We start from the raw sequence: 13,808 nt of genomic DNA, 5'->3' as shown, positions 1-13,808 counted from the left end.
CGGCCAGTACTTACGCTAGTATCGCGAATTCCCCCTCGGGGGAATTCCTTGCTAAAGAGTTTACACAAAATTATTGACAGACCCACTCTTTCTCATGAGTTGATCCCCTTTTTCTTTTCATATTTCAATTATTACGCATAACCTTTCCGTATCCACGACGTCCCACCGACTTAAGTGCCCAACGGGAGCGGCCGCGATGCGGTTAGTCGGTGCGGATGTGTCCGCTGAATCAGCTTCCATGCCAATCACTTCTCGCGGACCGAGGATCCGATAGGCTCCGATGCGTAGATATAATGTTAGGTGATGGATGCTACTTCTTCGACTCTTCTATATATAGAATCTTCGATCTTTCCGTCTTCATGATATGTTTTTTTCAACCTATATTTTTTATTTAGTAGATTTTCATTTCTGTATTTATCTATTAATATGTTTTCTAGTATTTCAAATTGATAAGAATTACCCTTCTTCCCTTCCATACATATCAGAATCAATTTGTAATTCATCAGAATTCTACCAGCTTCAGCAATGCTTTCATCACACTCTTCTTTTTTTAAATCTTTCTTTACAATACTCTTCAGTAAGTTATTAAAACCGCCTATTTCCCTTAAATCTAAATGTCCTCCAAGTCGTTCAACAAATGGTCTTGACGATGCTTTTCCTATATATCTAATGCTATTTTCATCTTTTATTATATAGATCCCATTCCCAACAAATCCATTATCTAGGTCCGTAAAATATACCAGATCAAATAATTTTAATTCACCAATAACTTTTCCTTCTGTCGTTTCAATTAATTTAAATAGTTCGTTCCAAGTTTTAATTAATAGAATATCTTCATTAATAATCCACATCCATTATTTCTCCTTTGAATATAGCATCTTTCACCTAACGTTGTTGTATTCACTAACCCTCACTGGCTGTAAGGGGCGCCAGCCCCGGGTCCGACGGACTTAGCCAGTGCAGGGTTGTCTGCTGATTCAGCCTCATCGAAATGCCTCTTGCAGACCTAGGACCGTTAGGCCCGCAGCGTGAATACAGTGTTTATCTGAAGGAACCGTCTTCTTCGAAATAACCCTAAAATCTTGCAGGATTTCCTCTATTATCAGAGAATTATACAGTATTCTACATATTTTAGGGGGCGCAATATGAAATTTCCATGGAAAAAGAATTTCCTAAAATTACCTGACGCGATTACAAAACGTCTCAAACTGCTGGACTCGGAAATGTTGGCAGTAGGTGTTGTTAAGAGAATACAAAAGGACGATATAAAATCCGGATTGTATCGACACCTTCAAATCATTGCAGAAAAAGATAACATTAGTTATGTAGAAAATGTATTGCCTTATTTTAGAGTTGGAAGGTACTCCAATTACAATGTAAACGGACGCACGATCATTCGTAGAGACCTTCCTAAAGTCAATAAAACGTATTTCGCTGATGTCCCAAATTTCGGGGATTGGAGTAAGGGATCACATGAGATGTCTTGGGATCGATTGGTTTATCAAAAAGAACATTGGTTACCAAAGGACCTAAATATCTTAGTAGAAATGTTGGAGGAAGATGAAGAGAGCGTTATTTTTAAGTTTGAACTCGACACATACATTTCAAAAAGAGATGAAGAAATCGAGACGCAATTGTTGTTTCATTGTAATTTTCTTCAAGAAAATTGCGGAGACTGCAATCTTTTCCCGGCAGACTCTTCGAATGCTGATTATATAGCAACATTGCATGTGAATTGGGAACTACTACCACCAGGAAATCTAGAAAACAACATCAATTTCTTGGTTGAGAAAACTGGTAATAAATCTCCTGAATTTAGAGAAAAGGTTTTGGATAGAATGCAGTTTTTCGAATCGTTAAACCCCAAAAACTATATTTCGGGATCAAATAGATTTAGCCAATATTTTGGCGCATTATTTAATGACAGCTTAGTACTTCTTGAGAATGTTAGATATGGAAATGCAATATACATTTTCTACAAAGATTGGCAAAGTTTAAGTAAATTGAGTCGTACGGAGATATTAGCTGGAAATTATAGGTTTGCAAGAGTAAGACATCATGGAAATTGGAAGCGAAGAGTATTAAACGAACTAGGGGATAGCATCTAAGATGCTATCTTTTTTTCTTTCGGTTCTTTCAGATAACGTTCTAAATGTTCACGACGTCCAACGAATGTCGGATGTGTCCGGTTGCATCTACTCCCCTGCCAATATCATCTGCCGGACCGAGGGGCGAATGCCCCGATGCGTGAAAATTGTGTTATCGGAAGTTCACAGCTACTCTGAATAACTCACAAAATCAGTCTCTTATTTATATATCCATTTCTTTGCATTTCTTTAAACGTACCTAGAGTATCGTGTCTTTCAGCGAAAACATACCCTTATATTAAGGACATTCCAAAATAAAGCATATAGAATCTCACAGCAAATAGATAATTCTCATATCTTTCAATTGTCGGGTTACTCGATATTTCTCGTAATGTGGAGTGGGCAACTAATGGAGATTGATGAGTAAAGCTCTTTACGATGTAATAATTCCCCAAAGTTGATCTACCTTTTCCATTTATCGAACCGCCAACCCTATTCCACTTAGGGAAATCACCGTGTTTGCGTCTATATGATTCAATTAATATGCCTTCAACAATTTTCAAATCATTTCTGTCCTCGGAATTCCTTAGATCCAAAGCTGAAAAATCTTCCACCTTAACTTTCTCCCACTTTTTCTTGTTTTTACTAGTGATAGGTTGAGATAGCGGAGATTGAACAAATATTGAGTATCCTAACTTCTCATTATGCTTAAAGTATTCATTAATCTTTGCTTTTTTGCATGAATTTTCATCTATGGGTATTAATCCATTGTGTTGTTTGAAGCGTTCTTCTAAATCAACAGCTAATCCTATGTAATAGATTTCATTAGTATAGTAGTCCCAAAAACAATAGATTCCAGCTGATGCCCAACCATAATTATCATTTGCATTACAAAGATCATCTAATGCATCTGATATTTGTTGTACTTCATCCTTTTTATAAGCATCTAAGATTATGGTTGCAAACATGTTAATCTCCTTTCTGTGAATTTCCGATAACGTTCCCGCATTCACGACGTTCAAGCAGCTTAAGGACCGAAGGTCCGGGTGGCTCCGCCACTTAGCTGGTTGAATGTGTCCCCGGTGACTCCGCTTCTCCGAAATGCCCCTTCCGGACCAAGGTCGGGCTTGTCCCGGCCTGCAGCGTTGAATGCAATGTTATATGAAGTTACTGCCATCCTCGAATATTCCAGCAATTTATACTTCTAGGCCTTTAAAATTGTTTCTTCAAATTAGTCCTTTAACTATTGATATACATTCTTTCATTCCTTCGTATAACTTATTTACGTCTTTATATTCTCTTCTTAATAATGGTTCTGACCATTGACAGTCCTTTATAATAAAAATAATAAATATTCCTTCATCAAAACCTCCGTACCAACCCACATCCAATACATACCCGTTTGGATATTCAACTTGAAACATATCTTCAGATATCCATTCTAAATCTGTTTGATCCGTTGGACTAAGTTTATATGTATTATATGTAATTCTTCCAAATTCAAAATCAAATCCTTCAAACATTCTTTCCTCCTCCTACAAAAAACTAATATTCAGATCTATTGGGTTTATATAGTTTTCTGTGACTTTCCTAAGTCTTGCAGTAATTTCATCTAACGTTCTGAGTGTTCCTGAACCCGAAAGGCTTAAAGGAGCGCAGCGACTGGGTGGCTCCGCCACTTAACCTTGCAGGGTCGTCTGCCGGATTCCACTTCTTCGAAAACCCTCAGGCAGACCAAGGAGTGAACGCGACGCAGCTGGAAAACGGTGTTATCTGATGTATATTGGCGAGGCTTCCTCGAACTACCCTTTACTATTAATCATCTTCTCAATTTCTATTAGATCTTCAATATTTTCTTGATTCTTTTCATTAGCTTTCTGTAAAAAAATTAAATGAAATAGAGTAGTCTCATCTAAGATATGTTCTCTTGATAATAACCTTAATGACTCTATATGAGCCCCCTCATGATCAAAACCAGATGAAAGTTCATATAATTCTTGTGACAACATTTCTATTAATCCTCTATCCCATAAGCCAACTATATAAATGAGAATCCAATAATTCCAAATGGAATCGCCTTCTTTTAGTGCTCTCTTAATATACGGAATTAACGGTTCTCCTACTGAAACTAATAGTTTTGAAATAATAATTGAGCCCGGCCAATTCATATCCTGTAGCCAGGACAGTAGTTCATACAGAATAGGTCTTATTCTGGGATAGCCTATCTCAGCCAACAGATCAGCTGCGTTATCCCATAAAGATTTATCCAACATGGGTTGAACTAAAACAAGCAGTTCATGATCTTGAAGTTCTTTTAATTTAATTTTCGCAAGTTCTAAATCATCATTGGGTGTATTCCAATGTAACTGAAAAAGTAAATGTTCTACATCCTCCATGAGTTAACCCCACCTCGCCAATATATTTCAGATAACGTTCCCGTATTCACGACCCGACGCATGTCGGGTGTCCGGCGAACGTCGGACCCAGGACGTATGTCCGCAGCGTGAATACATTGTTATAAGATGTCCCCAACTTCTTTGATATTACACACTAATTTCATCTTCATTTTCTTCTTTCCTTAATACCGTACTCAATCATAAGTATAACTGATCATATTTTATCCAGTTCTTCAGATTATTCTTATAATCCTTATTCACCATAATTTATATATCACTTTCGAATGTTTTAAAGTCAAACAACGGTAGCCTCAATTTAGCCTGTATTTTTTTTTGCCTTTCTTCGAATATCTCTCTTACTGGTAGTTCATTAATTTTTTTTAATTCATGCAATTTACGATGCTCTGCAAGTCCATCAATAAGCTGTAGCCTCAATTCATCAAAAATTGACATATCATAACTTCCAAAAATATCAAGTCCTTCACCAAAGCAATATAAATCTTCTATTAATATTTTTTTTCTTTCCTCAGATAAATTGTTATAAACACTAGGCTTAATCCACCATTCATCAGTCATTACTATGAATCTTTCAATTAAATTCAGTATATAAATGTCATCATTAATAACACTAGCAAAATAGCTTGATTCTTTGGCATGAAGCTCTTTGTCTGTAACTATAATAAAATCTGTTGTTTCTTTAGCTGGCATACAAATTAAAATGACATGGTGGACTAAATCATCACCAAGCGTGAAGCTAATTCTCGCATTCATAGCAACCGGAACCTGGAAATCTAACCTCTTATAGACTACATATTGAGGGATTTCAGGACTTGTGAAATCTGTCAATGGATACGCATAATGCTTATCATCCATAGTGTCTAAGAATTTTTTGATGCTGAGCCTTTGCTTATCGAGTTTTTCAATTCTCTTATTTATTTTTTCAGTAGCATTTGAATAACCGAAATCAATGAATTTTGCAATCTTTAAATCCAATTCACTATCTAGCTTCTCTCTTTCAATCTTTTCCATAAATTTTGGACGGATTACATAAATCACTTTTTCTCTAAATACATGATAACTTAAAGATCTAAACACTTGACGAAATATATCCTTTTCCGATTCGATTCCTGATTTGTCTAGTCGAGAAAACATTTCATCATGAAGTTTACAGAATCCTTTGAAAGTTGACGCATGGGGTATACCGCAGTCTTCAATTAACATAGACTTATTTGGATATGCTCTTCGCGATTTAGGTGCAAGTAAATTTCGTACTTCTCCTTGTTCATTAAGCATTTCTAGCGACTTCATTTCAGATATGGAGTGGGAATTGATTGCTTCCACTTCACAACCAGGATACATACAGGTTGATTTTTTTCTCCTACATTATACCGATATACTGACTTATCTACGGCCGTATCAAATTTAAATTTTTCATTTTGGTTCATAGTAAACCTCCTATCTATGAACAAGAATTTAGTCTAGCACTATATAAATCATTTAGGTTTCTGCTTTTCTTGCATTAACTGGCTTATTGATTTTGAAATGTTTCTTTATCATTCTTAATAATTCATTATATTTTTTAGTCTGTGGGGATTTCTTATAACGTTCCCGCATTTACGATGCCGACGTAGTCGGTGTGTCCCGGCATACGCTTCCTTGCCTCTTAACTTCCGGGACCAACGGACGGCAACGCCGTCCCGCAGCGTAAATGTTATAGTTATATGCTGTCGAGTCTTCTTCGCATTATCTAATCGAATCTCTTCGTTCTATTATCTTGTTAATATTTATAGTCTTGTTCAATCTTTCATCGTGCTGTTCATCTTTATTCAGTTTTGAACTTTAAAGTGTGTATGTCATTTAGGATTTGTAGGTTTTTTCCGTCTTATCATCTTCTGTCCTTTTATAATTTCTTCATGTAAGTTTCCTTGCCTTATCGTCGATCAATTTATATCTTAAATTCTTTAATTAGGCTTTATACAAATATACCACTACCCCTAATAAATGGTAATGGCTAATTGATTCTCATATATAGTTTCTCTCGATTGCATATAACGTTCCCGTATTCACGACGCCCAGCGAATGCTGGGTGTGTCCGGCTGCCCCAGCTTCCCCGAATTCCCTCTGCCGGACCTAGGGCCGAATGGCCCGCTGCGTGAATATGATGTTAGGTGTTGTTCCAAGTGGCCTTCTTCGAGTTTTCTTTCCACAGTCCGATGAGTCAGTTTCCGGATGGAAACATTCCTTCTTCCCTCGGTCAATCCGCATTTACTTTTGAGTCAGTCTGTTTCCGGATGGAAACGTTCCTTTCTCCCTCAGTCAATCCGCATTTACTTTTTGTTCAGTCTGTTTCCGGATGGAAACGTTCCCTCTTCCCTCAGTCAATCCGCATTTACTTTTTGCTCAGTCTGTTTCCGGATGGAAACGTTCCCTCTTCCCTCAGTCAATCCGCATTTCTAATTTAGTCTGTTTCCGCATAGGAAACGTTCCTCTTTCGATACTTCGTCGACTCTACAAACATTACATAGCTTTCTACTCTTTAGCCAATTGGAATTGCACTTAACGTCTTTTTTACGAACTTCGTAAAATAGTCTATCTTGAGGATATTCGCGAAATCATTGAACTTTCCTTCCTGTTAGCCCAATCCCTAATTAACACTTACTTCCCGTGCAGAATATTAATGTTTTCTTGACATTTCCCTTTTTGAATACCCTAGCTCAGGCCATTATTTTTAATAAATCGGTTAGCGTTATACCTTCTCGGCCTAATTCCGAAATTGGTGCCAGATTCTTGACATTAGCTTTTGACAAGAATCAAGAAAAAAAACAAAGTTTATGCGGATTCCATACGGAACACATTTTTGTTTTCCGACAAAAGTCACCGATCATTTCTCTCAGAAAACCTTGGTGCTGTAGTAGGTTTAATGTTCGAAATAGGATCTGAACGGATGATTGTACGAAGAGATACTGAAGATGAGTCATTTGCAAAAGTAATGCTATAGTGATTGCTTCAACTATTTGTAAGTACAAGAAATCCCTCTTTGGAATGGCGGTTAACTATTACCCTCCATTTTATAAAAAATAAGCCGGACAGCAAAAGTAAATACCTTTTATGTTGCCGGCTTATCAATATTCGTTTAACCCTAATTTTCTTTCGAACCATCATGATGAAAATATTACTCGCTACTGCTCAATATCCTCCATTTTTTGATTTAAGTTTAATAATTTCCAAGACTTCTAATTGATTATGTGTATCTAGTTTTTTAAATAAATTTACTAGTTCAGTTTCAAAGGGTCTTAATTCTTTATCTAATTTGTTGTTTATTTTATGAGGTTCAACGCTAGAGGATGAATCCTCATTTCCTTTTAATAACCACTCAAGCGAGCAACCAAGATGCTGATGAATTGAAATAACTGTATCAATTGAAGGTTTACTTTTTCCTGCCTCAATATCACTTAAACTACCTTGGGATATTCCGATTAACTTTGCAAACTCAATTTGATTATAGTTATGTATCTTTCTAAGTCTTTTTATGTTCTCTCCAATGACATTCAAATTTACCCCTCCATAAGACGAATTGTGTCAAAGGTTGTTACAGCGATTTCTCAATGTATTTTTCAACTATCATCTTTTTGTTTTTCTGATAAAAAATCGTCCACTTAAATATAAAGAACAAAAAAATCCCGATGTACCAAGGCTTTCAGACACATCGGGACTGACTTTGTTGTGACAAACTACGTTCCAAATCGGTGACAAACTACGTTACAAACGGTGACAAAGTGAATTACAACTCACAATGGCGCAGTTCACTCTCCCAGCCTACCCCCGCTGCCGCATCGCCTCGAACAGCAGGATCGTCGCCGCCATCGCCGCATTTAGCGATTCCGCGCGGCCCTTCATCGGGATGATGATGCTCTTGTCCACTAGCTCTGCAGTTTGCTCCGAGATGCCTTTGCCCTCGCTGCCGATCAGCAGCCACTGGCTGCCGTGGAAATCATGCTGATAGCAGGATTCCTCCCCCTGCAGCGAAGTGCTTACCAGCAGGGACCCGCGATCAGCCGCCTGCGGAAGTATAACGCTCAGATCACCTTCCACGACCGGAAGATGAAACATGGAGCCCATCGTTGACCGGATGGTCTTCGGATTATACAGATCGGCACAGCCGTAGCCCAGGATAACGCCGTCTGCTCCGGCCGCATCCGCGCTGCGGATAATGGTGCCAACATTGCCCGGGTCCTGCACACCGTCGAGCACGACGACCAGGGCATCTTTTTTCGCCAAAACAGTTTCGGCTCCCTGCTGTTCCTTACGAACAATGGCGAATACAGGCTGCGGTGTATTGGTGCTGCTGCACTTGGTAATAACCGCCGCCGAGACGCCGATAACCTCCATGCCCTGAACCGCTTGCAGATGTCCTTTCAGTTCAGCTGGCATGCCTTTATCCAGATCGTAGGCCAAGATTTCCACATCCGCTTCGGCATGCAGTGCCTCCTGGACCAGATGGATACCTTCAATGATATATTTGCCGGCTTTGTCGCGGTTTTTCTTCTCCTGCAAGCCAGCCCATTCTTTAACCCGCGTATTTTGTGGTGACATGATTTCCATAGTATGTCCTTTCTATCCTTGCTTTAATGTCTATTGGAATGCCATTTCGAGCTTCGTCAGATTGTCTTTCCGGCCAACGATAACCAGAATGTCTCCATCCTGGAGTCTGTCCTCTGCTCTGGGGGAGATATTCATCTCTTCGCCTTTGCGTATAGCCATAACGTTGCAGCCGTATTTTGCCCGGATATTCAGCTCCAACAGGTTTTTGCCTACCATAGGGCCAGACACCCTCATATCCAGAATGCTATAGTCCGGTGAAAGCTCAATATAATCGAGAATATTAGGCGAAGCCAGATGATGAGCCACCCGCATCCCCATATCCCGTTCAGGATATATAATTTTATCTGCACCAATCTTGCTCAGCACTTTACCGTGCAGCTCACTTTTGGCTTTAACCAGAATAGCCGGAACTCCCATATCCTTCAGGATTAATGTAGTCAAAATACTGGACTGGATATCTTCTCCAATCGCAACTACCACCACGTCGAAATTGCGGATACCTAATGCGCGCAGCGCTTCCTCATCCGTTGAATCCGCAGACACCGCATGGGTAACCACGCTGGATATCTCCTGTACTCTCTGCTCATCTGAGTCAATTGCCAGCACATCAAACCCCATGCCGCTGAGCGCCTTGGCAACACTGGACCCGAAACGCCCCATTCCGATGACGGCATATTGTTTTTTGGCCATGTCTATGTACCTCCCGCTGCATTCTATATCTAAATCAGTATAGCATAAGCTCACACAAACTTGAATTTTCTACAGCGGCATAGGGTACATTATTTGGAGTGTATATACACTGACAAGGAACAGTCCGAACCACAAATTTTCCACAAAAAGGAGGTGTATCATGCCGGTAACCATAGATCTGCGTCAGGCGATTATGCATAAGGTGCACGGGCAGTCTGAGGAAGATCTGCGCAGTATGATTGAGGGCTCCATCGACGGGCCTGAAGCTGCGCTTCCGGGACTTGGCGTCATGTTTGAAATGGCCTGGAAGCATATCGATGCAGACAAGCAGGACAAGCTTATCACGCTGCTGCATGATCATTTAAAGACAGTACAACTCGGATCGGTTACATCCTGATTCCAGTCATCTGTACCAGACCTTCTGAATATATTCAGAAGGTTTTTCTTGGTGCGTTCTGTTATGAATGCACTTTAATTATGAAAAACCTCCGCTTCCCAGGATGACCAGCATCCAAGGAGCGGAGGTTCTATTTTAGCGTGGCAAATCTATACGGTTATACACCCGTGTGACAAACTTACGGCGCAGTCTCCAGGAACTTCGCAGTAGGGTTCTTATCAATCGCGGTACGCATCGCATACTCGTTCTCGAACAGAACGACGAAATTACCCTTCTTATCCGTTACCAGTGTAGAGTTGATGCGGAATTTACTTGGATCCGGCTTATTCTCATCCACAATCCAGCGTGCGAATTGGTAATTCATGCGCTGCAGCTGAACGTCTACACCATACTCGCCCTTCATCCGGTATTCGAACACCTCGAATTGCAATTGGCCGACTACACCCAGCAGAATATCGTCGAAGCTGACCGTGCGGAATACCTGAATCATACCCTCTTCCGTCAGCTGATCAATACCTTTTTGGAACTGCTTGGATTTAAGCGCGTTCTTGATGCTCACCTTGGCAAAAATCTCCGGCGAGAACGTCGGCAGCTCGTCGAACTCAATATCGCCTGCCTGACTCAGCGTATCACCGATCCGGAAAATACCGGGATCAAACAATCCGATGATATCGCCTGGATAAGCTTCTTCGACGATATCCCGGTCTTGTGCCAGGAACTGTTGCGGTTGGGACAGTTTAATATCCTTGCCCGCACGAACATGCTTCACACTCATTCCGCGTTCGAACTTGCCGGATACGATCCGCAGGAAGGCAATCCGGTCACGGTGGGCCGGGTTCATGTTCGCCTGAATTTTGAAGACATAACCCGTGAACTTCTCATTGTTCGGTGCAATTAGCCCTTCTGTACTGCGGCGCGGCTCCGGTTTCGGAGCAAGATCCAGGAAGTTATCCAGGAAGGTCTGCACCCCAAAGTTATTAATGGCGCTACCGAAGAATACAGGTGTCAGTTCACCACGGAGTACTTTTTCATAATCGAATGGGTCTCCCGCCACATCCAACAGCTCCAGATCCTGGCACAGCTGGTCATGCAGGTAATCTCCCGCCATATCGCGGATCACTTTGTCGTGGTAATCATCTACCTTTTGCACTTGAATCACGGAGTGATCATCACCCTGGAACAATTCAACCTGGTTCTTCATCCGGTCATATACGCCGCACAGCTCGCGTCCGCTTCCGATCGGCCAGTTCATAGGTACAGAGCGGATACCCAGTACATTCTCCAGCTCTTCCATCAGCTCGAACGGGCTGCGTCCTTCGCGGTCCAGTTTATTGATGAACGTAAAGATCGGAATGCCCCGCTTGGCGCAGACCTGGAACAGCTTCACGGTCTGTGCTTCCACACCTTTGGCCACGTCAATCAGCATGACCGCACTGTCCGCAGCCGTAAGCGTACGGTAGGTGTCTTCACTGAAGTCCTGGTGACCCGGTGTATCCAGAATGTTCACACGATGGTCTAAATAATCAAACTGCATTACCGAAGAAGTAACAGAGATCCCCCGTTGCTTCTCGATTTCCATCCAGTCACTTGTAGCATGTTTGCTGGCTTTGCGCGCTTTAACTGTTCCCGCCAAGCGAATCGCACCGCCGAATAACAGCAGCTTCTCCGTCAAAGTTGTTTTCCCCGCATCCGGGTGAGAAATAATCGCAAATGTTCTGCGTTTATCCACCTCAGTCTGCAGCATATGATCTGTAGCTTTGCTCATTACACATATCCCTTCATTTATAAATTCGTAAGGTTCGCTTCAATTACACTCGTATATGATCAAATCGGTCCTTGGCTCATTGTACATATTCCCTTCATAGGCAAGTTATACGTTCGTTTCGTTCCAATCCGCTTCAAGTGCAAGCATCCTTTAAAGTATAACAAAATCAGGCAGGCATTATCTACATAAATGCAGGGTAATCTCAAGAATGATGTAAAAATAGGCTCATCTCTCCGCTAGCAGCCGCCACTCTCCGACAAAAAATCTCCCTGCATACCCTGCAGGGAGATGATGTTTCATATAATCGGATTAGCTGTTCATCTGCCAGACCACATTGTCTTCTTCCTGGCCGTTCACCGGCCACCAATGGAAACCTTCTTTAGCCAGAAGCTTATCAGCTTCAAGTGGTCCCCATGAGCCTGCAGGATAGGAAGCCAGATCACTGCTTTCTTCCTTCCACGCTTTCGCGATACGGTCCACGAATGACCATGCCGACGATACTTCATCCCAACGGGTGAAATAGGTGGAATCGCCACGAGTAGCATCATGCAGCAGGCGTTCATACGCCTCCGGCGAGTTGATGCCGATCATGCAGCTTTGGCAGAAGTCCATTGCCAGCGGCTGGATTTCGGATTCCGAACCCGGCTTTTTGGCATTGATCTTCACGTAGATGCCTTCCATCGGATTGACGCGGATGACAAGCAGGTTAGGTTCGAGGTTATGCTTCTGACCCAGATACACATTGGTTGGCATACCTTTGAACTCCACTACAACTTCTGTGGTCTTCACCGGAAGACGTTTGCCGGTACGGATATAGAACGGAACGCCGGCCCAGCGGAAATTATCCACGAATACACGGGCAGCAAAATACGTCTCCGTATTGGATTCAGGATCTACCTTATCCTCCTGGCGGTAAGCTGGGAGCGACTTTCCTTTATATAAACCTTGTGTATATTGTCCACGCACCACGTTCTCACGAACCTCTTCTGCAGAAGCGTATGGTCGCAGGGAACGCAGCACCTTAACCTTCTCATCGCGGATATCCTCAGCGAGCAGACGGCTTGGCGGCTCCATAGCGATCATCGTCAGCAGCTGCAGCATATGGTTCTGGCCCATATCCCGCAGGGCTCCAGCATGATCATAATACCCGCCGCGTTCCTCAACCCCGACGGTTTCACCCAGAGTAATCTGAATGTTGGCAATATGCTTGTTGTTCCAGAGCGGTTCGAAGAAAGCATTGGCAAAACGGATAACTTCAATGTTCTGCACCATTTCCTTACCGAGGTAATGGTCAATCCGGTAAATCTCTTCTTCCTTGAACACCTGGCGGATCTGCTCGTTCAGCTTCTCTGCTGACTCCAGGTTGTAGCCGAAAGGCTTCTCGATCACAAGGCGGTTCCAGCCTCTGCTATCCAGCATGCCCCCAGCCTTGAGGTTGAACGATACGCTGCCAAACAGCTCTGGCGCAAGCGCCAAATAGAACATGCGGTTGCCAGGAATGTGGAACTTGTCCTCCAGCACCTCTGTCTGCACTCGCAGCTCGCGGAAACCGTCAATATTATTAATGTCCAACGATTTGTATTCAAAATGCTCTACGAATCCAAGCCATTCGCTTTCGTTCTCCACCTGATAACGGCAGAATTCACTAATGGAATCACGAATGTCGCTTCTAAATTCGTCTGGAGTACGAGGGCGCCGCGCAACGCCGATTACCGCAAAATCCTCTGCCAGCTTACCTTCGCGGTACAAGCTGTAGATCGCCGGAAAAAGCTTACGCCGGGCTAAATCTCCGGTTGCCCCAAAAATAAAGAATACAGCACCGGGTGTTTGCAGTGCGTCAAGGGTTTGATTTTCAGCCATGGCTCCTCATC

Annotated in this window: 13 protein-coding genes; 2 read left to right on the top strand and 11 right to left on the bottom strand. The window is 42.0% G+C overall.

Annotated features, from left to right (window positions below; translation table 11 throughout):
• Window positions 1-296: 296 nt before the first annotated feature.
• Window positions 297-851, bottom strand: a complete 555-nt coding sequence (locus tag ACAN55_RS23270) for a hypothetical protein (RefSeq protein ID WP_379138676.1) — start codon at window positions 849-851, stop codon at window positions 297-299.
• 294 nt (window positions 852-1,145) lie between these two features.
• Between ACAN55_RS23270 and ACAN55_RS23265 the strand changes: the two genes are divergently transcribed.
• A complete protein-coding gene (locus ACAN55_RS23265) occupies window positions 1,146-2,108 on the top strand; it encodes a hypothetical protein (protein WP_221803544.1) in 963 nt (320 codons plus the stop codon).
• Window positions 2,109-2,380: 272 nt separating this feature from the next.
• On the opposite strand, the gene ACAN55_RS23260 is transcribed toward ACAN55_RS23265, so the two are convergent.
• The 8 genes from ACAN55_RS23260 to ACAN55_RS23225 form a co-directional block, all read right to left on the bottom strand.
• Complete coding sequence (locus tag ACAN55_RS23260) at window positions 2,381-3,055, bottom strand: GIY-YIG nuclease family protein (protein WP_379138673.1); 675 nt, start codon at window positions 3,053-3,055, stop codon at window positions 2,381-2,383.
• Between the two features lie 59 nt (window positions 3,056-3,114).
• The gene (locus ACAN55_RS23255; protein ID WP_379138670.1) at window positions 3,115-3,264 is read right to left on the bottom strand and encodes a hypothetical protein; all 150 of its coding nucleotides are present in this window, start codon (window positions 3,262-3,264) and stop codon (window positions 3,115-3,117) included.
• A gap of 49 nt (window positions 3,265-3,313) precedes the next feature.
• Window positions 3,314-3,610, bottom strand: coding sequence for a hypothetical protein (locus tag ACAN55_RS23250; RefSeq protein ID WP_221803547.1), 297 nt, complete (start codon window positions 3,608-3,610; stop codon window positions 3,314-3,316).
• 279 nt (window positions 3,611-3,889) lie between these two features.
• Window positions 3,890-4,483, bottom strand: a complete 594-nt coding sequence (locus tag ACAN55_RS23245) for a DUF5071 domain-containing protein (protein WP_221803548.1) — start codon at window positions 4,481-4,483, stop codon at window positions 3,890-3,892.
• 267 nt (window positions 4,484-4,750) lie between these two features.
• Window positions 4,751-5,791, bottom strand: a complete 1,041-nt coding sequence (locus ACAN55_RS23240) for a hypothetical protein (protein ID WP_379138666.1) — start codon at window positions 5,789-5,791, stop codon at window positions 4,751-4,753.
• 1,878 nt (window positions 5,792-7,669) lie between these two features.
• Entirely contained in the window at window positions 7,670-8,035 is a 366-nt protein-coding gene (locus ACAN55_RS23235) for a helix-turn-helix domain-containing protein (RefSeq protein WP_379138663.1), read from the bottom strand.
• Between the two features lie 264 nt (window positions 8,036-8,299).
• On the bottom strand, window positions 8,300-9,085 hold the full coding sequence (locus ACAN55_RS23230; RefSeq protein ID WP_379138661.1) for a TrmH family RNA methyltransferase: 786 nt from the start codon (window positions 9,083-9,085) through the stop codon (window positions 8,300-8,302).
• A 30-nt stretch (window positions 9,086-9,115) separates the two neighbouring features.
• Window positions 9,116-9,775, bottom strand: coding sequence for a potassium channel family protein (locus ACAN55_RS23225; RefSeq protein ID WP_379138658.1), 660 nt, complete (start codon window positions 9,773-9,775; stop codon window positions 9,116-9,118).
• A gap of 160 nt (window positions 9,776-9,935) precedes the next feature.
• On the opposite strand from ACAN55_RS23225, the gene sspI reads away from it, so the two are divergent.
• On the top strand, window positions 9,936-10,172 hold the full coding sequence (gene sspI, locus ACAN55_RS23220; RefSeq protein WP_379138655.1) for a small acid-soluble spore protein SspI: 237 nt from the start codon (window positions 9,936-9,938) through the stop codon (window positions 10,170-10,172).
• A 178-nt stretch (window positions 10,173-10,350) separates the two neighbouring features.
• Here the strand turns inward: sspI and ACAN55_RS23215 are convergent, their stop codons facing one another.
• Entirely contained in the window at window positions 10,351-11,937 is a 1,587-nt protein-coding gene (locus tag ACAN55_RS23215) for a peptide chain release factor 3 (RefSeq protein WP_379138652.1), read from the bottom strand.
• Window positions 11,938-12,246: 309 nt separating this feature from the next.
• Window positions 12,247-13,797, bottom strand: a complete 1,551-nt coding sequence (zwf, locus tag ACAN55_RS23210; RefSeq protein ID WP_379138649.1) for a glucose-6-phosphate dehydrogenase — start codon at window positions 13,795-13,797, stop codon at window positions 12,247-12,249.
• Between the last annotated feature and the right edge of the window lie 11 nt (window positions 13,798-13,808).

The organism is Paenibacillus oryziterrae (assembly GCF_042610485.1).
In the GTDB taxonomy this organism is placed as follows: domain Bacteria; phylum Bacillota; class Bacilli; order Paenibacillales; family Paenibacillaceae; genus Paenibacillus_AQ.
The sequence above is the reverse complement of the archived record's forward strand: the minus strand, read 5'-3'. Positions and strand labels throughout refer to the sequence as shown.

Coding starts and splice junctions, on each gene's coding strand:
- ACAN55_RS23270 (WP_379138676.1), bottom strand. CDS start 851: ATGTGGATTATTAATGAAGATATTCTATTAATTAAAACTTGGAACGAA.
- ACAN55_RS23265 (WP_221803544.1), top strand. CDS start 1,146: ATGAAATTTCCATGGAAAAAGAATTTCCTAAAATTACCTGACGCGATT.
- ACAN55_RS23260 (WP_379138673.1), bottom strand. CDS start 3,055: ATGTTTGCAACCATAATCTTAGATGCTTATAAAAAGGATGAAGTACAA.
- ACAN55_RS23255 (WP_379138670.1), bottom strand. CDS start 3,264: ATGGCAGTAACTTCATATAACATTGCATTCAACGCTGCAGGCCGGGAC.
- ACAN55_RS23250 (WP_221803547.1), bottom strand. CDS start 3,610: ATGTTTGAAGGATTTGATTTTGAATTTGGAAGAATTACATATAATACA.
- ACAN55_RS23245 (WP_221803548.1), bottom strand. CDS start 4,483: ATGGAGGATGTAGAACATTTACTTTTTCAGTTACATTGGAATACACCC.
- ACAN55_RS23240 (WP_379138666.1), bottom strand. CDS start 5,791: ATGAAGTCGCTAGAAATGCTTAATGAACAAGGAGAAGTACGAAATTTA.
- ACAN55_RS23230 (WP_379138661.1), bottom strand. CDS start 9,085: ATGGAAATCATGTCACCACAAAATACGCGGGTTAAAGAATGGGCTGGC.
- ACAN55_RS23225 (WP_379138658.1), bottom strand. CDS start 9,775: ATGGCCAAAAAACAATATGCCGTCATCGGAATGGGGCGTTTCGGGTCC.
- sspI (WP_379138655.1), top strand. CDS start 9,936: ATGCCGGTAACCATAGATCTGCGTCAGGCGATTATGCATAAGGTGCAC.
- ACAN55_RS23215 (WP_379138652.1), bottom strand. CDS start 11,937: ATGAGCAAAGCTACAGATCATATGCTGCAGACTGAGGTGGATAAACGC.
- zwf (WP_379138649.1), bottom strand. CDS start 13,797: ATGGCTGAAAATCAAACCCTTGACGCACTGCAAACACCCGGTGCTGTA.